Here is a 23608-nt window from a genome sequence, read left to right as displayed (position 1 = left end):
CCACCTCAACAAGTGGTCTAAAGGCGCTTTTTGATTATCGGGTCGGAACAATAGCGGACTGTTGGGCCCACTCTTCTACGCTGACAAACTGATACTCCACCAGTTGGGTGAAGAACTGTACATCCAGCAAAGAATCTGCTTGAATCCCCCGCTTTTCTTGTGAATGGAAATGCTTTTCGGCATACAGCTTTGCCAAAATGTATTTGCGCGCATTTCCGTCACGTGTCACCTGATCCTCTGCTTCACTGACGATGCATGATAAGGTGTACAAATCTACCATATGGTCCGCGAGTGTTTTTAATTTGTACGTCAAATAATCGTGGGTCTGTTGCATGAGATAGGCGATATTTTCCTCCAGGATGGCCAGTTCTGTCCGAATCAACTCGGCGTACGGCTGTGAAAAGGCATGCTTCCAGCCAGCTATGCGATCCCGAAGCAATTTGCTAAACACTTCGTGGCTGTTTTCTTTTTGCATCACACGCAAAATATCGAGTGCAAGTATATTCGAAGTGCCTTCCCATACGGTCAAAACCTGCGCATCACGCAACAGACGCGGCGTCACGTACTCCTCGATATAACCGTTACCGCCATGAATTTCAATCGCGGTATGGGTCGATTCGACGGCCTCTTCCCCTGTACGGTATTTCAGCAAAGGAATCAGCAGGCGAGCAAGCGCGTTATCCTCTTTGCTGACGGAATGAGACTGCAAGCGATCATAAACAGCAATCATATCAAACACCGCACCCGTGCTGACCTCCGTATCCAATAAGAGGCTAACCAGCATTTCTTTTACCATTGGGTACTGATCGATTGGCTTCCCGAATGCACGACGTTGCTCGGCATAATACCTCGCTTCGTAAAATGCTCGACGCATGATCCCAATCGAAGCAATCGCGTTGCAAATGCGAGAGAGGTTCAAGGCTTCTGCCATGTACTTGAAGCCGTTCTCCGGCTCCCCGATCAAATAGCCCTCTGCCCCGTTCAACAGTATTTCCGCAGATGGTACGGCGTTGACGCCCAGCTTATCTTTCAGGCGGCGAACTTGGATGTGATTGCGTTCGTTGTCAGGCTTTATCCAAGGCACCAAAAACAGCCCGAGCCCTTTTGTCCCCGTTTTCTCCTCATCGATTCTCGCCAAAACAGTCGCAACAAATGCTCCAGCATTGCTCGCAAAAAACTTTTCACCTGTCAATCGATACACACCCGGCCGACCAGCTACTGGCTCTGCTACAGTCAAATTCGCACCGACATCCGAACCGCCCTGTCTCTCCGTCAGCCAAGTAGCCCCCTCATACAAGCGAGTGCGATCACGAGATGTCAGTCCTGTCAGGTACTGCTCTTTTTGTTCTTCGCTGCCATAACGATCAATTAAATAAGCGGCTGACATCGACAAGGTGACAGGGCAATAGAAGCCCGGCTCAGACTGACTCACGAGATAGCCCATGAAAAAGGAATAGCTGTACGGCGCTTTTCTCCCCAACTCAGGAATGTCTTGATACAAGTAGCTGACGATGCCTGCTCCGTAAACTTCTGCTACTGTTTCCTTGTAGCCTTCATTGGTAATGATCTCAGAAATATCCTCACCCAGCCGATTGTACTTGCGCAATCTCGGCTTGCCTTCTCTATCTGTATAGACGGCACGCTCATCGATGGGTCCTGCCACTTGCGCACCTAGCCAGCTCAACTGCTGTCTGGCCCATTCATGCATGGAAGCAGGGAGATAACGTTCCAGCAAGTAATCGAGGTTGGGATCTGCTTTGTAAAAGTTTTGCCCCTGTGGCATACGCGGATGCGGGATGTTGTCGCTGTATGTTCGCTGATCAATGCTCGTTTGTAAGTCACTCATCGCAGTTCCACTTCCTTTTGGAAACTGACATCACGCAATACATGCTTCAGGATTTTTCCGCTCGTGTTCCTCGGCAGAGCAGGAACGATATTCACCTGTCGCGGAAGCTTGTAATCGGCGAGATGACCGCGCAAAAAGCCTTGGATTTCCTCTAACCACTCTCGATTTGTTTCGACTCCTGATTTCAGCACCATATAGGCCGTAACCGTCTCCCCCCACTCAGGATGCGGCAAACCTACAACAGCTACCTCGCCAATCGACGGGTGACGCTCTAACAACTGCTCGATTTCCTTTGGGTAGACGTTTACCCCGCCCGTAATCATCACGTCTTTTTTGCGATCAATCATCCACAGAAATCCATCCTCATCCACGCGTGCAATATCGCCAGTGTACACCCAACCATCGCGAATGGTTTCTGCTGTAGCCTCTGGATTGTTGTAGTATCCTTTCATTGTCCCTTCTCCGCGCAAGCGAATTTCACCCGCTTCGCCACTGGCGCATCGCTCTCCTCGCTCGTCAACAACCTCCATTTCGACGAACAATACACCACGATTGCCCATACTGCCGATTTTGTCCGGATGCTCTCGGTGCAAGAGGCACATTCCGGTCGGCCCTGCCTCCGTCAAGCCGTATACGCACGCCAGTTTATCGCGTCCATAAGCTCCTTCCATGAGCGAAGCCATCTCTTTGGACAGTGGAGCCCCGCCATACATCCAATATTCGATGGAAGACAAATCGTACGCGGCAAACTCTGGGTGCTTCATCGTCAGCAAGTACGCCACTGGAGCTCCGAAGAAATGCGTAATCCGATGCTGCTGCACCAAATCCAAAAGAAGCTGCGGCGAGAAGGTCAGGGCCATTACCTGGGTGGCGCCAAGCATGAGCCCTGCAATGAAAAAGAGATGGAGGGGAGCTGAATGACTCAGCGGCATCAAATGCAAAATTCGTGAACGATGTGTCATCGTCAGTTCGATCGACATCATTTTCGCGACAGTCAATAAGCTTCTATGTGTATACAGCACCCCTTTAGGGCGTCCAGTCGTGCCAGATGTATACAGGATGCTGACCTCGCTATCTTCGTTCATGTTCACCAAATACGGCTGCGAAGAAAGCGTATTCATTTTATCAAAAGACACGTCACTGACATCCCAGTCAGCGATTCCATGCCATTTCCCTTGGCTCACACCTGTTTTGATTGCCACAAGCTGTGGCGTTTGCAGGACCCACTCATTCACGATAGGCACGATGGCATCATGAACAAGAAGTGCCTTTGCTCCGGCATGTTCACATATATGTCGTACTTCTTCTTGGGTTGAGCGCGCATTGATCGGTACGACGAGGGCACCACTGCGAATGACGGCGACGTAAAAAATGGCAAACTCCGGGCAATTGGGCATTAGCATGACAACCCGATCCCCTTGCTCGATGCCAAGCTCTTGCAAATGGCAAGCCCACTGAGTAGAACGTGTGTCCCACTGGGAGAAGCTGACCTCTACATCTCCTGCAATCAGCGCGGACTTGTCAGGGTATTTCCTTCCGTTTGCCGCGAGCAGAGCTGATACGTTCATCGTTTCTCCTCCTCATTTTCTTCAAGCAATTTTTGTTCAAAGTTTTGCTTGTAGACGAGAATGTCTTCTCTCAGTTGTCGGAGTTCCATGATTTTCTCGTCGATCTCAGCCAGCTTTTGGTTGCCGTACTCGATCGTTCGCAAAAGCTGCGCCCGACCTGTACGGTCCTCGTCGAACAGCTCAATCATCTCGCGAATCTGATCCAACGAAAATCCGAATCGCTTTCCTCGCAAAATGAGTCGCAGCCTTGCACGATCCTTGCGGTTGTAGTACCTGCTTCCCTTCTCTGTCCGACTGGGAAAAATCAAGCCGAGCTCTTCGTAGTACCGAATCGTTCTGGTGCTGACATCTAATTGTTGAGCAAGATCAGAGATGGTCCACGATTCTTCCTTCTGTATTCCTTCTCTGCTCATGTCCAACGCCCCTTACTTACATTTATAAAATTCTAAATTTACCGAATAAAGTGATTGTAACTGTCGTTTACGTAAACGTCAACTTTATGAAAAATTTATCGGGCCAATCACCAATCTATTATTCGCCCATATATTGTTATTGTGATTTTTGGGGAAGGAGGTGAAGCAATGGCCGTCATCAAAGCGAACTCCAGAGATGTCGATATGCTTGCCAGACTGATTCGAGCTGAGGCTGAGGGTGAAGGTGAGTTGGGCATGTTGATGGTTGGCAACGTTGGGGTAAATCGGATTTTAGGTAACTGCCTTGACTTCAAAAACATTCGCAGCATGCGTGACATGGTCTATCAATCTCCGGGAGGATTCGAAGCGGTCCAGAAGCCGTATTTCTATCAACGGACCAGGGAAAAAGAAAGACGATTGGCACAGCGCGCAGTCAATGGCGAAAAGACCCGTCCGGCTAGCAACGCATTATGGTTCTACCGCCCTGCCGGAAACTGTCCAGCTACCTGGTGGGATCAACAAAACTCCGGTCGCTATAAGGCACACTGCTTCTTCGTTCCAACACCAGCAGATTGTCCACGCGTCTATTAAAAGAATGAGATAGATAAAGGAGCGAGTTCATCATGAGTCAACAAATGCCTTACACTGGTTTCCCTCAACAACAATACGGCTACGACATGTATCCATCCGCACAGTATCCATACGGCATGCCTCAGCAACAGCAGCAGATGATTCAGCAGCAGCAACCTCAACTGGTTCCGATGCAACCAAGCGGATCCTTGATTCCTGGAATGCCCATTACTCCTGGGCAAGTAATGGAAGAATCGTACATCGAAAACATCCTTCGCCTGAATCGAGGCAAAGTCATTACGGTATACCAAACGTTTGAAAACAACAGCCAGTGGAACGCCAAAATTTTCCGTGGCGTTCTCGAAACGGCTGGCCGAGACCACATTATTATTAGCGATCCGCAAACAGGCAAGCGCTATTTGCTCCTCATGGTCAACACCGATTACATCACCGCGGACGAAGAGTTGAATTACGTTCCGCCTCAGCTCCCAACAGGCGTTCGGTAAGCAGCCAAGCACAAAAAGACAGTTTCCTTCGGCTATCCCGGGGGAGAACTGTCTTTTTGACGTTTAAACAATTCCATGCTATTAATGAGTGAGAAACACGACCGCTTTGCAAAGGATGAGGAAGAGTGGCATTTGGGATTACACGAGACGAACTGAACCGTTGGAAGCAAGCCGTTAGTCGAGGCGAATTGGCATTTCTCACGCATTATTGGCTGGACCCACGTTTTCCTGGAATCAAAACCGTTACAAAAGTAGGCTGTACCAATTATTCGTTACTGACAGATTGGTGCCTTGCCAACGGACTCGATCCTGTCTACATTCATAACCGTGCACCCTTCCCGCATTTTGATTTACTTGGCGAAAAACAAATCCAGATCTTGCAAAAGGAAGGTTTGTGGGATCACTTGGAGCGCTTTCGCATGCTGGATGATGAACGAGACTAGGACGGATCTTTTTGCACGTGGTAGCCCCGATCACCATAAGGCGCCAGCTTTTTCATCCATTTATCCTCGAGTTTTTCCAGTGCATCCTTCCCATCAAAATACGGATGGTCTTTCTTCTCAACCTTCTCTAATACTTCGATTTCAAAAGCGTCCGGACCGTATTTATCCCAGTCTTTTTGCAGCTCACGATTCGGATGTGAGCCATGCTGAAGCATGAACTTTCTACCGTTGATCGTTTTTAGGTTATTCGTGCTGGCGATGAACACTTTGTCATTTTGCTTGTTCTTAATTTGATAAACGCCTGCATCGGTTTCTACTTCCTTGTACATCTGCTTGAGCTCTTGTTTGCGATTCATCTGTTGCGCCCCCCGTTCCTCTCCTTCATTTTCCACAGCGATCCGCCAATATTGACTGCCGTCAGCCTGTCTATCCATCAACCCAACATCGACTAAATATCTCCGCAAGGTCACATAATCGTCGAAGAGACCTTCCAAAATCTCATTCACTTCCGGCTCGGTGTAAAAACGATCGAGCTCAAATTTTTTGGAAATCTCTTCGAGTAAAATGAGTTTATGCTTTTGCTTGCGCGGGAATCGCTCTAATCGACCTGATAGTCCATTCGGCAAAAATCTCTTTACGATCGAGGCATACTCTACAGCATCGCCATCTTTCGGGGTAGCCTTTTGCTTGCTTGATTTGCCATCATTGGACGATTGATGTTTATCCGCTTCATGCAATAACTCCATCATGACCAGGAATACCTTGGCCTGACGTTCTTTTTCCTTGAGTGCAAAGCGGTGATTACGGATCGTCGATGCACTGCCGATCCCCATTTCATTTTGAACCTCGGCGTCAGTCTTGCCCTGGTAAAAAAGGCGTAGCAAATTAACCTGATGATCAGACAAGCCTGTCAATCGTTTATCCAACTGGCTCAGGTAAGTAAAGACAGAACCGTGCGCAGCCTCGATGTGATAGCGCATATAGCGGGACGCTTCGTACAAGACACCCTCTACTGGATAAATAATTCCTTTCTCCACCTGTTCCCCACAGAGCAAGCACATAAAATGTTCGTCTTGTTCGATGTAACCTTGCTTCCACTCTTGAAGGGAAGCACTCCAAAACGCTTCATGAAGACTCATATATAAACACAACCTTTATTCGTTTGATTTATTATAGATAACTTATCATTGCGTTTGTTTTATGTCAAACAAAAAAGCCCTCTGTTGTGTATTCGCACAACAGAAAGCCTTTTTGTCTATGCTTCACTGGCTCGCATCGCAAGACTTGCTTGGGCCAGCTCTTTTAAAAATGCCAGGCGATCGCCTTTATAGAAACGTCCCTCTGTTGATGTCCGGTTTTGCCGATAGCGGATCGCCAAGCGGTTTACCAACCGATTGATCTCCAGATGTTGTTCCTCTTCCATTGTAAAACGTACGGCGTATTCGTAATAGTCCGTTTCCCACGGAATCGTGCGAACGACGTGGCCGTACATTTTCAGAGCCTGTCCGCACAATTCCGTCGCAAACTGCAGAACGAGCTGGTCATTGGCTGGCATTTTGAGATGAGAGAGAAAGCGAAGTCCACCTGCTCCGATATCCTCGATCAATACCTGTGTGCTCCCAATTTCCATGGTTTTCCCTTTGATCAGCACAATAGTCATGTCTGCACAGAGGGCGTATTCTAGACGTAAGCGAAAAAATTCACGTTGATGCCCCTCTGATCTACCTGGCATTGTTTTCTCCTTCTTTCTCTTCTCATAGTGGGTAACACGCAAAAGAAAGAGCGCCTGTCAGCTTGGCGCCTTTCTTTTTATTTTTTGGGCTTTCGATATCTGATCTCCTGCTCCTTCACCTGAAAGCGATTCCATAATTCTCTCTCATCATGCGTGATGGAATCATGCTTTTCCAGCCGGAAGAGGAGTCTAACGACCACCCAAACAATCAAAAGAAACGCAAAAAAGATAACCAGTGTAAGAAAGATCATAAAACCTGCCTCCTCCCATTTACTAACAACATATGGGAGGAAGCAAAATAAGATAACCAAATGTGTCAAAAACCTGACAAATCTTCTTTTCTAGAAGGTAGTCACACTTCGCGGCTTCTCGGGAACAGCAAACAACCTATCCAAAATGGGAAGCTTTTCTGGAGCATCCAGCTCCAATTGGCCGTATTGATACAGCTTGCGGACAGTTACTACCCCCATCACGAGTGAAGAAAAATCCGAAATATCTAGCTGCACCGAGACATCAGGCTCCACTGCCTCCCCTATTTCCGGACGTCCATCCACAAACTTAATGAGCCATGTTCCTGCGTTCTCAGGCAGAAACGAATCACGGATCGTCAGCTTCACATTTACCGTTTCCGAACCAAAAAGGTGGTGGGACAGCTGACGGAAAAATCCCGGCACATCAATAATCCGATACATCAAACCGATTCCAGATACATGGCTCTCATGATAAATGCTCCACAACAGCGAATCCGTTCCATTACCCGGATCAGATAGCAACAAGTGAAAATCTTCGTCCGGCGTCGTAAACTCGATCCGTTGAATCTGATCGGCCTGGCTACGCAGAAAAGAGAGCAGTTGTGCAAGTGCTTCGCGGTTCTCATACTGAAGCTCTCTTACTTCTATGTTGTTGAAGAGTTTGTTTTTTTCATGGGCGCTCTGGAACTGGAACGCGAGATAGCCGCCTAGTCTTCCTTCCTTTTTGTAGCCGACAGTAATCAATTCAGGACCATCGAGGAGTCTGTCCCAGTCCCGGTCTGTTCGCTTGATCATGCCATGCGTTTGACGGGCAATTCGATGATAGCAAGCAGACAGTTCTTCTTTGTCTTCTTTTCCTATATAGACGATTTTGTCCTTGCCTACAAACGGCAGGCTGGACGGCTTGAACTTGTATTGGTGAACCTTGGTCCCTATTCCAAAACCCATTTGCTTGTAAAAATCAACACGAAACGGATAGAGAGAGACCAGTGAGATTCCCCGTTCCCGATAGCTGGATAGAAAACCTTGCAGCATCGACATGGCCACTTTTTCCTTTTTATGCAAAAGGTCTACGGCGACCAGCCCAATCCCTCCAGTTAAAATCGGTGTACCGTGAACATTCATAGGAAAATCGTACCATTTCATTATACCCAACAATTGTCCATCACGGTAGCATCCGTGGTAGCTGACGTGTGGGTCGTTTTCGATCGTCTCCCTTACGCGTTCGGCAAATCGCTGTCTGCTCTCTGCACCCTGTAGATTGCTTCCAGGATAGCTCATCGCTGCAATCCTAACGACCTCATCGATATCGTCAATTGAAACCGGTCGAATCTCCTCCATCGTCTCATGCACTCCTGTCCGCAAGAATTTGGGCATCTAGGAAAATAGTATCGATGAATGCAACAACTGGCAATATGAAGTTTGTATTTTTTGGAAAATTGTAACCAATTATTGAAAAACGCCCGCACTCGGCGGACGTCTTCGAATTAGTGTGTCTGTTTGACTCTGCTTCCTTTTGCGATCAAAAGCGTCAGAACAAAGCTGCCTATCGCAAGCACTAAAGTGCCTGAGAAAACCACATGAACACCACTGGCCAATAAGTCTCGGATCTGTGCCAGCTGTGCCACAGGGATCGACCCGTGTTCAAACGAGGCCCCTAAATTCGTATGACCACTAGCAACTGTTACCATGTTGAACAACATTCCGAATACAGCTGCCCCGAAGGTTTGGCTAAATGTACCCGTGAATGTATTGAGGGCAACCGCTGTCCCCCTCTTATCGACTGCAACGGACGATTGAATTTTCACCATAATGATCGGGGAAATGAGTCCCATTCCCAAACCAATTAAGCCAACAGCCACATAAATGAGGTATCCCGCTGACTGAGCGGACAAGAAGCTCAACAATGTTGTCGCTACCGTCAGAACAGCCGTTCCTGCGACAAACAACTGTTCAGCCCGCAGCTTGCCTAACAAGTTCCCGGCAAGGATAGAGCCGATCGTCCAGCAAACCGGCATCGGTGTCAGGACAAAGCCAGCCATTGTCGCACTTTCTCCCAAGACTCCCTGGCTCCAGATCGGCAAGTAAACCACCATGCTGATGACAATTCCATTGGTCAAGAGCGTCAGCAAATTGATCATGGTCACGTTTCGATTGGTAAAAAGCGAAAGCGGAATCAGCGGCTCAGGCGATTTCTTCTCCACCGATACAAACATCAGATAGGTCACCAAAGCAAATACGATCAAGGAAATCGTCACCGGACTGGTCCAGGATTGATTCTGGCTACCTGTTAACAACGCATACAACAAGGCGATGGTCCCGACCGAAAAAATAAGTGCGCCCGGATAATCGATATGGCGCTTTTCTTTGACGGCAAGCTTTTCCTTGTACAAAAAGACGAGCATGAAAAACGATACGAGGCCAAAAGGCAAGTTAAGAAAAAAGATATAACGCCACGTCAGTGTATCGACCAAAAATCCTCCGACCAACGGACCTGCCACACCGGAAAGTCCCCATACAGCGCTAATCCAGCCCTGCGCTTTTGCTCTGGCAGTCTGCTCAGTGTACAAATCTCCGATGATGGTCATCGTAATCGGCATGACTGAACCTGCACCCAAGCCTTGAATGGCACGGAAAACAATGAGCTGCCACATCGACGTCGCCACTCCACAGAGCGTGGAACCTAACAAAAAGATGCCGATCCCGATTAACAAAACGTTTTTTCGGCCAAATAAATCAGCCAGCTTGCCGTAAATGGGAGCAGATACGGCAGTGGCAAGCATGTAGATGGCGTATACCCAGCTCACCTGTTCAAAACCTGCCAAATCACTCGTAATGCGTGGTACGGCTGTACTCACAATCGTTCCTTCCATCGCAGCAAGGAATGTCGAGAGCATTAGGGCAATCATAATCTGTAGTCTCATCTCGATCTCCTCTCTCTATCTACGCATGATCGCGAGCAGCAAAAAGCATTGTCTAGTATATCACATTAGAGAACATATCTTCGCCAACCTTTCTCGACCAACGAAAAACCTCGTCTTGTCGATGACAAGCGAGGCATTGTTTTTCCGATCAGAGTGATCGATTGGCTACGCGTAGTTTCACTGCTGCAAACACCTGCTGGTAATAATGCACTTCATGTGGAACAAAGTCAGCTTTGATCGCGATCATCGCGGTATCTTTTTGTTCACTATTTTCCGTTAGCAAAAATCCATTCACCGTCATCTGCCCGATCTCACCCGCAAACAACCGCTCCAGCTCATGTAGACTGACCCAAAATAGCCCTGTGACTTCTTCTTCCTGTACACGGTACTTGCGTAAGGATTGATCGCATTCATACAAAAAGGTATGGCACATTTCCTTATCAATGATGGAGGGGGCAACCGTGACATCACGAATCACGCCTAGCTTGTCCAATTCCTCAAAACCCACGGACAAGCCAAGCTCCTCCTCCAATTCCCGCACGCCGTCACTTGGCTGTTCCGAAGCGAGAAGATGACCGGCAGAGGTAATGTCGAGCAAATTCGGACAAGTATCCTTTTGTGGATGTCTTTTTTGAAACAACAATTCGATCTGGCCCTCTACTACGCGATAAATCCAGCAGTGAAAGGTTTGATGCCACAGTCCCAAGCGGTGTACTTCGTTACGCACTTCAACCCCGATGTGCTGTCCTGCTTCGTCAAATATGTCTAGCTGCTCTTCCTGCATGTTTTCCACCCCATGACTTGTCTCTTGCGCATTTCTCTTCCCCAAGTTACATTCCCGGTCCAGAGCGTGAATTCCTCTCTATTGACGAAAGAAGGGACAGCGACAAACGCCATCCCTTCTATCACCATTAGTTGATCGATACTTCATCCAGCATCAAGTAGCCAACAGGGCTCAGCCAGAAGCCATTTACATTCTTGGATGTAACCGCCACATGGTCAATCGTGCGGATTGGAAGGATCGGTACTTCTTTCAGCTCGATTTCTTGCAGCTTTGCGTAAATTTCGTTGCGTTTTTGCGCATCTTTTTCGCGACGTCCTTCTTCAATCAGCTTGTCTACCCCTGGGTTGTTGTAGAACGCCATGTTACCTGCGCTGCCTTTCGAAGTGCTGTGGAAGACGTTGTACTGGTTGTAGTCGCCATCCCCTGTTGCATTGCCCCAGCCCCCGATGAACATAGCATGCTCACCATTGTCTGTGTGCTCCAGATACGCACCGTATTCCATTACTTTGATCTCCAAATCAATGCCGATGCCCTTCAACTGTGACTGGATGACTTCTGCTACGTTCATGCGCTCTTTACGGTCATCTGTCACGATGGACGTCTTGAAGCCGTTCGGGTAACCTGCATCTGCGAGCAGTGCTTTTGCCGCATTGACGTCATACGAGTAATCCTGAAGATTCGGGTTGTAGCCGATTACTTTTGGCGACATCGAGGAAACCGCTTGTGTTCCTACATTGTTGTATACCCCTTGTACAATGGCTTGTTTTTCGATAGCATGCGCGACAGCTTGACGTACGCGTACATCATCAAATGGCTTCTTCTGCACATTAAAGCCGATATAATCCACACCCAAGCCTTCTGCACGCACCATGTTCATGCCAGGTGATGCCTGTGCACGCTCTACTTCCGTCACTGGAAGCTGGTCGCCGATGTGCGCTTCGCCTGCTTCGATCATCGCTACGCGGGTCGTATCTTCTGGAACGACCTTGTACAACACTTCATCTACCTTTGGTTTTTCACCCCAGTAGGTATCATTTTTTGCGAGTTTCATATCTTGGCCCGGTGCCCACGATGTAAATTTGAAAGGTCCGGTTCCCACAGGCTGCTTCGCCAATGTATTGGAATGCTCTGCGATTGCTTTTGGGCTGATGATGCTGCCTTCTGAGCTAGCCAAGATAGAGAGCAGCGGTGCAAAAGGATACTCCAGCACGAAATGTACAGTCTTGTCATCCACGATCTTGATTTCTTTGATCATGGAGAAGTTGGATGCACGCGGTGATGCAACCTTTGGATCGAGTACACGTTCGAACGTCTTTTTCACAGCGTCTGCTGTAAATGGTGTACCGTCGTGGAACGTAACGCCCTCACGGAGCTTAAACTCCCATGTCAAGTCGTCGAGTTGTTTCCATTCAGTAGCGAGTGTAGGCTTGTACTCGCCGTTTTTATCGCGAGAAACCAAGCTCTCATACACTTTTCCATACACATAGTTTGCCGAAGGAATATTGGAGATGAAATGCGGGTCCAGATTGTTGGCGTCTGCCTTGCGAGCTACAATCAGAGTTCCCCCTTCTTTCGGAGCTTCTGCAGCAGTTGTATTCGTCGAACCGGATTGCTCCGAGCTCGCACCACCACATCCAGTCAGCGCAACACTAACCGTCAATGTCAGAGCCAACAAGGAACCGACCATGCGCGTTTTCTTCATTTGTGTCTACCCCCTGTAGAATACTGTCGAAAATTCTGAATGTATTTCTTATTTGCATTATACGGTAGATTCCCAACCGAACCTTTCAGCATCTTTACATCAATTTATAATATTTTTACTTTTATTTAATTTTACACAGATGGAAAGACACGTGAATTCGTTGTCTCGGTGGAGAAGCGTGTTTCCAGTCTTCGCTTCGGCCTACGCCCCACAAGGGGTGAAGACTGTCCGCTACGACTGGAAACACGCTTCTTTGGCGTTGCTTTTGTCTATTTTTCGATCTGTTTGAAAGGAAATAATGAAAAGTTTTTGGAGATACTTCATCGTTGTACTTTGCGGATGTGTTCCAATGAATAGATTTGAAATGAAAGTCAGTATGGTCACGAAGCAATCTTTTTCATTTTGAGACGGCTTTCAAAATGCTTTCAAAAGCTACGCCGGAAGAAGTGCATTTCCAGTCCAAGCGCCTCTGGAGCCCAACTCAGAGTAGGAATAAATGGCGGGGAATTTCAGCTTCATTTATGAGATACTACTGCGAAACTGTCTACGTTTGAAGCGCTCCCGCCATTTATTCCGAAGCGTAGACTGGAAATGCACTTCTTCCCCACTACAGCCACTTTTAAACAAACAAAAAAATCCGACCTCCTTAGGAAGATCGGATCGTATTTCCTACTCATTTTTGTTTCTGCCAAACCATCTTACCCGAGAAAACCACCGCTTCCTTCGGAGATTGTCTAGCCACAGCCTCAGCGGAGCATTTGGCATGGACGAAAACCGCATTTGCTTCGTCTCCCACTTTCGGCCAAACCTGATTCCCAGCCTGATCTAGTGGAGTCACGCCACCTGTAACGAATCCCAGAGCACGCGATAGAGATCGCTCATCGATCCAACGGAACCGTTCAGCCAGACGGTTTGCTTTTTGCAGCATATCTCCAGTTCCAAATGGGTCCCAGTGATCGGTGATGTTGTCATTGCCCAAACCAACATGGATGCCTTTGGCATGAAGCAATGGAATCGGGATGGTCGGCATATCAATGGGAACAGCTGACATGACAGCGATTTGCTGCTCGGCAAAAAGCTCCGTGACCTCTTCTGCCACAGTAGTCGGAACCTCTCCTAGCCCGTAAGCGTGACTGACAGTGACTCGACCTTGCCACCCGGCATCCTTCGTCATTGCAGCCAGTTTTTTCATAATATAAACACCCAAATGTCCAGGCTCGTGCAAGTGCAGGTCAACATCCGCATTCGCTTCTACCGCTAAGTCCATCATCGTATCAAGAGATTTCTCGATATCATCGTCAAACGAAGCAGGATCGACACCACCGACGAGGCCAGCTCCATGCTTCATCGCCTCACGAACGAGGGAAACAGAATCACTGCGCAACAAGCCATGTTGGGGAAACGCGACAATTTCCCAGGAAAGTTTTTCACGGTAAGCTGCCAATGCCTCCAAAGTGGCTTCCAGGTTTTTCAGCCCAATGACCGGGTCAATGTTGCAATGGGTTCGCACGTGAGTAGCACCGTGTGATTGCACTAACGCCAACAGCTTTTCTGCACGCTCACGAGCGACGGGAAGCTGACGGGGCAGCAGTTCCTGCTCTTGTTCGATTCGAAAAAAACGATTGGGAGCAGGAAGAACAGCTTGCCACGGACCTCCATAAAATGTTTTGTCCAAGTGAATGTGCATTTCCCGGAAAGAAGGAAGCATCAGTAGGCCTTGTGCATCCCACACAGATACCCCCTCCGGTATACCTGAAGAAGCAGGTACGATTTTCTCCACGCGACCGTCCGTGAGCAAGACGTGAAAACGCTCCGTTTTTGTCCCCGTCACGATGCCATTCGCCTCTGTGTAACCACATTCCAGACTCGCATTTTTGATCCACATGCTTTCCTTCATGCTCCGTCTCCATCCTTTTCTCTCTAAATGTTTGCGTTATTCAATCGTAATGCCATTGATCATCATGTACCCAGAAGGGCTGATCCAGAAGCCTTTAATGTTTTTGCTGATTGCAGCGACATGCTCAAGATTGCGGATTGGGACGATTGGTGCTTCTTGCTTTTCAATCTCCAGCGCCTTTGCATAGATTTGCTTGCGCTTTTCCGTATCCTGCTCGCGGCGCCCCTCTTCGATCAGCTTGTCCACTTCTTTATTCACGTAGAACGTTGTGTTTCCGCCTTTGCCCAAAGAACTGGAGTGGAACAGATTGTACTGGTTGTAGTCAGCGTCGCCAGTGGCATTGCCCCAGCCGCTGATGAACAGTTCTGTTTCACCGTTGTCTTCTGCATCTAAATAAGCTCCATACTCAAGCACTTTTACCTCTACTTCAATGCCGATTCCCTTTAACTGGGACTGGATTACTTCCGCAGCATTAATCCGTTCCTTGCGATCGCCTGTCCACAAGGTTGTCTTGAAGCCGTCCGGATAGCCTGCTTCTTTCAACAGGGCCTTCGCCTTGTTCGGATCAAACTCGTATCCTTTTAACGCCTCATCGTATCCAAGAACCTTCGGACTCATTGCGGAATTCGCTTTCGTTCCGACATCGTTGTACACACCTTTGATGATCGAATCGGTCTCAATCGCATAATTGATCGCCTGGCGAACACGGGCGTCGTCAAACGGCTTTTTCTTCGTATTGAACCCGATGAAATCTGTCCCCAAGCCCTCTGTCCGGTACAAGCTCATACGAGGGGAATTACTGACGCGGTCAATTTCTGTCACCGGCAATGGTTCAGCGATATGCGCCTCTCCCGTCTCTACCATGGCTACGCGTGTCGTGTCCTCTGGTACGACTTTGAAGACGGCCTTCTTGAATTTCACCTTTTCTCCCCAGTAGTTGTCATTTTTCACGAGCACGATCTCTTGGCCAGGTGTCCACGATTCGAATACAAACGGCCCTGTACCGACGGGATGTTTGCTCAGGTCCTTGCCGTATTGCTCAATTGCTTTGGTACTAATGATGCTGCCTTCGTGGTTGGCGAGGATCGACAGCAATGGGGAATACGGGTAGGCTAGCTTGAAATGTACGGTGTAATCATCCACTACCTTAACTTCCGAAACCATCTTGAACTGAGACGCACGTGGAGAGGCGACCTTTTCATCAAGGACGCGTGCGAATGTGGCTTTCACCGCTTCGGCGTTAAACGGCGTACCATCGTGGAAGTTGACTCCCTGACGTAGCTTGAACTCCCAAGTGACATCGTCCAACTGCTTCCATTCCGTGGCTAGCATCGGTTTGAATGCCATGTTATCATCTCGCTGGACGAGGCCTTCGTACACTTTGTGATGGACCACACTCGCTGCATTGATCGCTGAAATAAAGTGCGGGTCTAGATTGTTTGCGTCTGACTGCCGTGCAATCACCAGCGTCTGATCTGTTGCTGGAGCTTCCTTCGCAGTGGGAGTCCCTGCCGCACCTTGTTCTGTACCCGATGAACAGCCTGTAAGCACGAGGCCAACGCTCAGGATACCTACCAGCATTGAACCTAGCATCTTCTGTTTTTTCATAGACTCGCCCCCATTTACTTCTTCTTTGTATAATCAATCAGCATAGCTCGTTTCCCAATGGGCGAAGCTATGCTGATCATGAAGCATTTTTTTACTGAAAATTATGGCATTGTTACATCGTCGATCTCAATGTGTCCTGCTGGGCTGATCCAAACTCCCTCTACACCTTTTTGAATCGCTGCGAGGTTTTCTGAGAAGCGGTACGGTACCATTGCCGCTTCGTCCATTTCGATTTGCTGTGCTTTTTCGTAGATTTGTTTCCGTTTTTCTTCGTCTTTCTCTTTGCGGCCCTCATCGATCAGCTTGTCCACTTCCGGATTGCTGTAGAAAGCATGATTGCCAGCTGCCCCTTGTGACTTCGTGTGGAACAGATTGTATTGGTTGTAGTCTGCATCGCCTGTGGCATTGCCCCAACCACTGAGGAACAATTCTGTTTCGCCTTTGTTGGCTGCTTCAATATAAGCACCGAACTCTAGCACTTTCACTTCTAGATCAATATTGATTTGTTTCAGTTGTTGCTGCAGCACTTCTGCCAAGCTAATCCGTGCCTTGTTATCATTTAAGTAAATGGTTGCTTTGAAACCGTTCGCGTATCCAGCTTCCGCCAACAGCTTCTTAGATTTTTCCAGATCGTAAGGCAAGTCTTTTACATTCGGGCTGTAACCAACCATGGACGGGGTAATGGAAGAATGAGCAACTGTCCCAACATCGTTGTAGACCCCTTGAATGATGGTTTTCTTATCGATCGCATGTGCAATCGCTTGACGAACGCGCACATCATCGAAAGGCTTCTTTGAGTTGTTAATCCCGATATGATCGCTAGCAAAAGCAGGGTAACGACCAAGTGTCATACTCGGAGAATTTTTCACCCGATCGACTTCTGTCACTGGCAATTGCTCAGCTATATGAGCTTCTCCTGTCTCGACCATTGCGAGTCTGGTCGTATCCTCTGGAACGGTCTTGAAGACGACCTTGTCCAGATTCGGTTTGTCGCCCCAATAGCTATCGTTTTTCACCAGGACGACTTCTTGACCCGGTGTCCATGATTCGAATTGGTAAGGCCCTGTTCCCGTCGGATGCTTGGTCAAGTCTTTCCCATACTGTTCAATCGCTTTTGGTGACAAAATTCCGCCCTCGGCACTGGCGAGCACGGACAGGAGTGGTGCGTATGGATAGTGCAGGATGAATTGAACCGTTGTATCATCCACGACCTTTACTTCTGTGATGGCTTCAAACAAATTGGCGCGGTTAGAGGCTACAGCTGGGTCTTGGACACGAGCAATCGTCTTTTTCACAGCTTCCGCATTGAATGTTGTGCCATCGTGGAACGTCACACCGGAGCGAAGCTTGAATTCCCATGTCACATCATCGAGCTGCTTCCATTCAGAAGCGAGTGAACCTACATATTTGCTTTCTTTGTCCATCCGAACAAGACCCTCGTATACCTTGTGATGAATGATGGCAGCGGAATTGATTTGCGTTAGAAAATGTGGGTCAAGGTTGTTCGCATCAGACAAGCGGGCGATGACGAGTGTTCCGCCCTCTTTGCCAGCTGGTGCAGAAGCATTGGTTTGCCCTGAAGAATTGGTACTCCCTCCTGCTTCAGGTGCTTGTGAGCAGCCTGCCAACGCTGTAGAAACCGCAACGGTCATGGTAAGCAGTGTCTGGAAAAAGCGCGTCTTTTTCATGTAGTGATCCCCCTGTTTTGTGAAAAACGTCTCGACGTTTTTCATAAATGTTGATGTGACCGCTTGCGGTCAAAAAAAACGATCGTGACCGTTTTTTGCGCCAGATGCACTTGAATATTTTGACCATTCGCGCATATTTCATTTTACCCACTATTCTGGCATTGTATTTTCACTCTCTTTACTTGTATTTTCACTTTCTTTACTCTTTTTTCACTTTTTCTACTTTTGTGCAAATAATGCGATAAAAAAAGACTTGGAGTATATGTTGCTGTAGTGGTGTGGAGGAAACAGGAGAAAACGCTCAGCTTCTTGTCCCACCCGCTGGGGGATTCACTGCACGACTCCATGCAAAAAGCGAAACCGCGTCCAAAGTGGTCCTCTCAGGATGTGTTTCAGAGGTGGACGCTTAAAGGCGTGTTTCGCTTTTTGCATTCCGTCTCGGTCGGTGTACCAAAGATCTTCGCTTCTTTCTCCTGTTTCCTCTACGAGCTTTCCGTATGATCCGATTTTTTACTGACTTAAAAGATGGAAGAACCTATTCAGTTACGCCAGAGAAGAATATTTCCAGACGTAGCGACTTGTGGAGTCCTTACCGAGCGGAGAAGGGATTAGCGGGCAAAAGAAACGCAACCGTGCCCGTGCGACGAAGCGGCTACCACTTTTGCGTTTCCCCGCGAATCCCTTCGGAGCGGGCAGTCCCAGCCCCCAGCAGGACGGAGCCTGGAGCCTAGACTGGAAATATTCTTCTCCCCACCGCAGCCACAATACTGGCTTCGCCAAGATTTTTGGTGAAGCCTTCCTACCCAAAGGGAATAAGTCTTCCATGTCGATATGAATTTTTATAAATTCTTATCTACTAAAAAAGACCCTCTCCATTTGGTGGAGAAGGTCTCTAGCTCCTGCTATTGAATCGTCACTTGGCTCACGTCAATGTACCCGGATGGACTGATGTACACACCCTGTACATTTTTGGCAATGGCTGCGAGGTTTTCGCTACTGCGGAATGGCAGCAACGGCACCTCCTCCATCTCGATTTGCTGCGCCTCTGCGTAAATTTCCTTGCGCTTCTCTGGATCTTTTTCCTTACGACCCGCTTCGATCAACGCATCGACTTTTGGATTATTATAGAAGGAATGATTGCCTGGCACACCTGCTGACGTGCTGTGGAAGAGGTTGTACTGGTTGTAATCTGCATCCCCGGTCGCATTGCCCCAGCCACTAATGAACATTTGCGCTTCACCTTTTGCCGCCAATTCCAGGTACGCGCCGAACTCCATCACTTGAATCTGCAAGTCGATACCGATTCCCTTCAGCTGGGATTGCAGCACTTCTGCCACATTGATCCGTGCCTTGTTGTCATTGAGATAGATAGTTGCCTTGAATCCGTTTGCGTAGCCTGCTTCGGTGAGCAATTGCTTCGCTTTGTTCAAATCGTATTCCGGCGTTTTGATATTTGGGCTATAGCCGATGACTTTTGGCCCTAATGACGAGATGGCTACTTTTCCAACATTGTTATATACCCCTTTAATAATCGCTTCCTTATCAATCGCATGGGCAATGGCCTGACGGACGCGAACATCGTCAAAAGGCTTCTGCTTGACGTTCGTCCCGATGTGGTCAACCGCGAATGATTCGAACCGTCCTAACGACATGCTCTGCGAGTTCTGTACCCTTTCCAGTTCAGTGACCGGTAGCTGTTCTGCAACATGAGCTTCACCTGTCTCTACCATGGCTACGCGTGTCGCATCCTCAGGAATCGTCTTGAAAACGACTTTCTCCAGCTTCGGTTGGTTGCCCCAATACTTCTCGTTTTTCACCATGACGATTTCTTGTCCAGGCGTCCATGATTCAAAGATGAACGGCCCCGTCCCTACTGGTTTCTTGGACAACTCTTTGCCAAATTCCTTCATCGCCTTCGGACTGATGATGCCACCCTCGGCACTCGCCAGTACGGACAGCAGCCCTGCGAACGGATACTGTAATATAATTTCTACCTTCAATGGATCGATGACCTTCACTTCTTTAATCATGCCAAACATGTTTGCCTTGGGAGTCGGATTGTCTTTGTCCAAAATGCGGTCGATTGTCTTTTTCACAGCTTCCGCATTGAAGGGTTCCCCGTCGTGGAAGGTAACACCGTCACGCAGTGTAAATTCCCAGGTGACATCGTCTTTTTGTTTCCATTCCTTTGCTAAAAGAGGTTTGTACTCACTATTCCGATCCATCATGACCAGACCTTCATAGAGCTTGTGCTGCGTCACTGCCATGGAATTAATCTGGGTGCTGAAATGCGGGTCCAAATTATTCGCATCGGACAAGCGCGCAATAATTAAGGTACCGCCTCCACCCGCTGCGGCCGATGAAGACGCGGGGCTTGTCGAAGCTTGATTGGAGTTGGACGCGGAATTCGTCCCACTGGATGTCTGACTGCCACCACAGCCTGCCAATACTGTGGAAAGCAAGACAGACAGGGCGAGAATAGATCCTAGCATGTGCTTCTTCTTCACTGTGAATGCCCCCTTATTCTGGATGATAGAATGAAAAGAATATGACATGACTAAATATTACTAATTTTCTTACTATTAATCTTTTCAATATCTTTACCTTTCTTTTCATTTTCTTTACTATGTCGTTTTTGAATGTTCAAAATAACTCTATTGAAGCTACGTACCATAGTGGAGGAGAAGAAAAAGCACAGGTCTCTTCGACTCTGACACGCCAGCAGGGGGGGATTCACTGGACATCTCCACTTAAAAAAGGGGACCGTCGAGCCAAAGCCACCCTACGGGCGGAAGTTTCTCAAGGAAGAAGTGTTCGACAAGCGTGGTCCCCTTTTTTAAGTTCCGACTGGGTAGGCTTTGTCAAGGTCTGCGAGCCCTATGCTTTTTCTTCTCACCAGCTTTGGCGGTTTTCTATACCTTCTAAAACTTAGAAAGAAAAAACCCATCCCTCAAAAAAAGGGTGGGCGTGCAAAAGATGTTGGAATTACGCTCTTTTATACGAGTACAAATGGATGACGGGCGACGAAAGACCATTTACAGTTCAACATCTTTGTCCCACCGTCTTTCCAGATCCCTCACCGTCGAACTTTTCTCAACATCCTGTTCATTCTTGTAAGTTCCCAGCATGACGTCAAAAACAGGGCTGGTAACACCGTACCAATAATGTTCATTTTTGAAGTGATGCCATAGATGGACCTTTTTCATCCAGCGCCCCCATGGAGATATGGGTTGAACCGGACGATGGGCTATATAGTGCTTCCATTCATAAAATAGTAGAAATCCTATCACGCCTGTAACAAAGGCATTGGTCACAATCATGTCGGAAGTAAGCAGATAACAAATGGCTCCGGTTCCTGCAATGAGCGGCAAGCTGTACCACACGGGCAAGAACAACAGGTGCAAGTTGTTCGGATCGGCGTGATGATCGTAATGTAAGCGCTTTAACAAATAGAGAAAAAATGGATTTCGAGGCGGTTTGAGGTGAAAGAGAAATCGATGAATCAAGTATTCGCTTGCCGCATATCCAATCATCCCCGCCACGAGTGCCACCCATGTTTCCAACGCGTACCATTCAGAAATAGTGAAAGACAAGCTAATCAGGAATAGAATGCTCATGATGAGGATATCTGGAAACGTAAAGAATTCTTTCAGAAACTTTGCCTTCAACAGAACGCCCTCCTCTTGTGTTCCTTCACTTGTCTTGTGCTTGTGCCTAAACGGTTCGGTTTCTCCATAGCTCCAAACTTTTTTCCATTGCCTTTCTGGCTACACGCTCTGCTTCGTTGAAATCTCCCTGTAAAGCTACGTTCAACAGTTCATGGTAATAGTGCCAAGATGCCTCGCGATGTTCCGGAATGGAGAAATACCTTCGCGCCATTTTTAGGTAAAAGGAATCAAAACTGTTTACAATCAGTAAATAGATAGGATTTGGAGAAAGCCTCGTCAGATTTTTTTGCAGCTCCCAGTCAAACGCTGCATAAGAATTAGCATCAGGTTTCAGTTGATCAAGATTGGCAAGCAATGCGACTACCTTCGGCTGATTAGCAGCAACCGCGTTACGAATGTAAACAGGCGCCAACGATATCCGCAGTTCCAGCAAGTACGAAATAAACTCATCCGTAACATCGTCGTGGTTTTGAATGATATGGACAAGGGTCATTACATTACCTTGACGCCAATAATCGTTGACAATTGCCGGATGTCCTTTCCGCACAGTGATCCAGCCATCTCTTTCCAAGCGTTGCAGTGCTTCTCTAACGGTTGGCCGGCCTACCCCGTAGTACTCTGCCAACTCCCGTTCCGGCCGCAACGTACTCCCGGTAGGATACTCTCTGGTCAAAATTGCCTTGATTAATTTCTTCTCAATTTGATCCGACGACCGTTCTTTCTCTCCCCCTTTTTTCTCCAATGTCATTGTCGCCTCCCTACGTTGCTGGTCCTACAACAAATTTTCGTGGTATTACCACAAAAGGTAATATTTTACACGCCGCTTGTCAAGAGGTGACCTACACGATCAAAAAAGGCATAGCCCTCTCCCGAAAAAGAGAAGGCTATGCCTCTTGTGTTACTGGCGTGATTATTCTGGCACTTCTACCGACCAGCCAAACTTGTCTTCACGCTCACCGTACTGGATTCCTGTCATCTCGCCGTACAGTCTCGTCGTCAAATCCCCTGTTTTTTCACCGTTAATGATCATCTGATGTCCGTTCCAGTTCAGATCACCTACTGGGGAAATAACAGCCGCTGTTCCGGTACCGAATGCTTCTTCCAGCTCACCGTTGACGTAAGCGGTATGCAGGTCTTCCATGGAAATCCGCTTCTCTACAACTGGAATTCCCCAGTCCTTGAGCAATTGGATGGTCGAATCTCTCGTGATACCCTCCAGGATGCTTCCGTTCAATGCTGGGGTCCACACTTCCCCTTTTACCTTGAAGAACACGTTCATGCTGCCTACTTCTTCAATATATTTATTCTCTACGCCATCGAGCCACAGCACTTGCTCATAGCCTTTTTCTTTTGCTTCCACTTGTGCTTTCAGACCGCCTGCGTAGTTACCTGCCACTTTCGCGTTTCCTGTTCCGCCTCTTACCGCACGAACGTAGTTGTTTTCTACGTAAATTTTCACGGGGTGCATGCCACCCGCATAGTACGCTCCAACTGGAGAGAGCACGATCACCAATTTGTACGTATACGAAGCGCGCACACCAAAGCATGGCTCTGTCGCGATTACGAAGGGACGAATGTAGAGAGACTGTCCGCTTTCTGTTGGAATCCATTCCTTATCTACCGCCACCAGCTGTTTCAATGCCTCGACCATGAATTCCTCGTCGATCAACGGCATGCTCATACGCTCTAGCGAACGGTTCATACGCTTGAAATTTTGATCAGGACGGAACAAGCGAACCTTGCCCTCTTGATTGCGATAAGCTTTCAAGCCCTCAAAGACAGCTTGCCCGTAGTGGAACACCATTGCAGCCGGGTCCAATGTCAGCGGAGAGTAAGGGACGATTTGTGGATCATGCCATCCTTTACCTTCAGTATAATCCATGGTGAACATATGATCGGTAAAATGAACACCGAACCCAAGCTTGTCAGAAGCTGGTTTCTCTTTTTTCTGTTCTGTCCGGGTAATTGTTAACTGACACTCCATCTTCTACATCTCCCTTAGTATTAA

Annotated in this window: 20 protein-coding genes; 3 read left to right on the top strand and 17 right to left on the bottom strand. The window is 47.9% G+C overall.

Annotated elements, in window-relative coordinates; translation table 11 throughout:
- Nucleotides 1–34: 34 nt before the first annotated feature.
- The 3 genes from ACKKE8_RS09240 to ACKKE8_RS09230 are packed head-to-tail and all read right to left on the bottom strand — an operon-like array spanning nt 35 to nt 3827.
- Nucleotides 35–1846, bottom strand: a complete 1812-nt coding sequence (locus ACKKE8_RS09240) for an acyl-CoA dehydrogenase family protein (protein WP_409177912.1) — start codon at nt 1844–1846, stop codon at nt 35–37.
- On the bottom strand, nt 1843–3414 hold the full coding sequence (locus ACKKE8_RS09235) for a class I adenylate-forming enzyme family protein (protein ID WP_409177911.1): 1572 nt from the start codon (nt 3412–3414) through the stop codon (nt 1843–1845). Before ACKKE8_RS09235 ends, ACKKE8_RS09240 begins: the two co-directional genes overlap by 4 nt.
- The gene (locus ACKKE8_RS09230; protein ID WP_173608670.1) at nt 3411–3827 is read right to left on the bottom strand and encodes a MerR family DNA-binding transcriptional regulator; all 417 of its coding nucleotides are present in this window, start codon (nt 3825–3827) and stop codon (nt 3411–3413) included. The genes ACKKE8_RS09235 and ACKKE8_RS09230 overlap by 4 nt, the downstream gene beginning before the upstream one ends.
- A gap of 168 nt (nt 3828–3995) precedes the next feature.
- On the opposite strand from ACKKE8_RS09230, the gene ACKKE8_RS09225 reads away from it, so the two are divergent.
- The 3 genes from ACKKE8_RS09225 to ACKKE8_RS09215 all read left to right on the top strand — a co-directional run bounded on the left by ACKKE8_RS09225 (nt 3996) and on the right by ACKKE8_RS09215 (nt 5346).
- Nucleotides 3996–4418: a cell wall hydrolase gene (locus ACKKE8_RS09225; RefSeq protein WP_047070944.1), complete on the top strand. Its 423-nt coding sequence runs from the start codon at nt 3996–3998 to the stop codon at nt 4416–4418.
- A gap of 32 nt (nt 4419–4450) precedes the next feature.
- Nucleotides 4451–4903, top strand: coding sequence for a spore coat protein GerQ (gene gerQ / locus ACKKE8_RS09220; RefSeq protein WP_409177910.1), 453 nt, complete (start codon nt 4451–4453; stop codon nt 4901–4903).
- 125 nt (nt 4904–5028) lie between these two features.
- Nucleotides 5029–5346, top strand: coding sequence for a hypothetical protein (locus tag ACKKE8_RS09215; RefSeq protein WP_409177909.1), 318 nt, complete (start codon nt 5029–5031; stop codon nt 5344–5346).
- On the opposite strand, the gene ACKKE8_RS09210 is transcribed toward ACKKE8_RS09215, so the two are convergent.
- From ACKKE8_RS09210 to ACKKE8_RS09145, 14 genes are all read right to left on the bottom strand, one after another.
- Complete coding sequence (locus ACKKE8_RS09210; protein ID WP_409177908.1) at nt 5343–6485, bottom strand: DUF2087 domain-containing protein; 1143 nt, start codon at nt 6483–6485, stop codon at nt 5343–5345. The two genes, ACKKE8_RS09215 and ACKKE8_RS09210, sit on opposite strands and share 4 nt — an antisense overlap.
- Before the next feature lie 116 nt (nt 6486–6601).
- Complete coding sequence (locus ACKKE8_RS09205; protein WP_409177907.1) at nt 6602–7078, bottom strand: PilZ domain-containing protein; 477 nt, start codon at nt 7076–7078, stop codon at nt 6602–6604.
- 77 nt (nt 7079–7155) lie between these two features.
- Nucleotides 7156–7329 carry a hypothetical protein gene (locus tag ACKKE8_RS09200; RefSeq protein ID WP_016739076.1) on the bottom strand — a complete coding sequence of 58 codons (174 nt, stop codon included), beginning with the start codon at nt 7327–7329 and terminating at the stop codon, nt 7156–7158.
- A gap of 90 nt (nt 7330–7419) precedes the next feature.
- Complete coding sequence (eis, locus tag ACKKE8_RS09195) at nt 7420–8670, bottom strand: enhanced intracellular survival protein Eis (protein ID WP_409177906.1); 1251 nt, start codon at nt 8668–8670, stop codon at nt 7420–7422.
- Nucleotides 8671–8816: 146 nt separating this feature from the next.
- Nucleotides 8817–10253: an MDR family MFS transporter gene (locus tag ACKKE8_RS09190; protein ID WP_409177905.1), complete on the bottom strand. Its 1437-nt coding sequence runs from the start codon at nt 10251–10253 to the stop codon at nt 8817–8819.
- 148 nt (nt 10254–10401) lie between these two features.
- Nucleotides 10402–11037, bottom strand: coding sequence for an NUDIX hydrolase (locus ACKKE8_RS09185; protein ID WP_409177904.1), 636 nt, complete (start codon nt 11035–11037; stop codon nt 10402–10404).
- A gap of 127 nt (nt 11038–11164) precedes the next feature.
- Nucleotides 11165–12739: an ABC transporter substrate-binding protein gene (locus ACKKE8_RS09180; protein WP_409177903.1), complete on the bottom strand. Its 1575-nt coding sequence runs from the start codon at nt 12737–12739 to the stop codon at nt 11165–11167.
- A gap of 673 nt (nt 12740–13412) precedes the next feature.
- The gene (locus ACKKE8_RS09175; RefSeq protein WP_409177902.1) at nt 13413–14636 is read right to left on the bottom strand and encodes an amidohydrolase family protein; all 1224 of its coding nucleotides are present in this window, start codon (nt 14634–14636) and stop codon (nt 13413–13415) included.
- A 36-nt stretch (nt 14637–14672) separates the two neighbouring features.
- The gene (locus tag ACKKE8_RS09170) at nt 14673–16244 is read right to left on the bottom strand and encodes a glutathione ABC transporter substrate-binding protein (RefSeq protein ID WP_409177901.1); all 1572 of its coding nucleotides are present in this window, start codon (nt 16242–16244) and stop codon (nt 14673–14675) included.
- A gap of 101 nt (nt 16245–16345) precedes the next feature.
- Nucleotides 16346–17932 carry a glutathione ABC transporter substrate-binding protein gene (locus ACKKE8_RS09165; RefSeq protein ID WP_409177900.1) on the bottom strand — a complete coding sequence of 529 codons (1587 nt, stop codon included), beginning with the start codon at nt 17930–17932 and terminating at the stop codon, nt 16346–16348.
- A gap of 902 nt (nt 17933–18834) precedes the next feature.
- Entirely contained in the window at nt 18835–20439 is a 1605-nt protein-coding gene (locus ACKKE8_RS09160; protein ID WP_409177899.1) for an ABC transporter substrate-binding protein, read from the bottom strand.
- A gap of 528 nt (nt 20440–20967) precedes the next feature.
- Nucleotides 20968–21600, bottom strand: coding sequence for a sterol desaturase family protein (locus tag ACKKE8_RS09155; protein ID WP_409177898.1), 633 nt, complete (start codon nt 21598–21600; stop codon nt 20968–20970).
- A gap of 46 nt (nt 21601–21646) precedes the next feature.
- Nucleotides 21647–22348 (bottom strand): GntR family transcriptional regulator, encoded by a 702-nt coding sequence (locus ACKKE8_RS09150; protein WP_409177897.1) that lies wholly within the window; start codon nt 22346–22348, stop codon nt 21647–21649.
- A gap of 162 nt (nt 22349–22510) precedes the next feature.
- On the bottom strand, nt 22511–23584 hold the full coding sequence (locus ACKKE8_RS09145; RefSeq protein WP_409177896.1) for a branched-chain amino acid aminotransferase: 1074 nt from the start codon (nt 23582–23584) through the stop codon (nt 22511–22513).
- Nucleotides 23585–23608 lie beyond the last annotated feature (24 nt).

The organism is Brevibacillus fortis (assembly GCF_046196545.1).
GTDB classification, from domain to species: Bacteria; Bacillota; Bacilli; order Brevibacillales; family Brevibacillaceae; genus Brevibacillus; species Brevibacillus fortis_A.
This window is presented reverse-complemented; position numbering and strand designations above follow the sequence as displayed.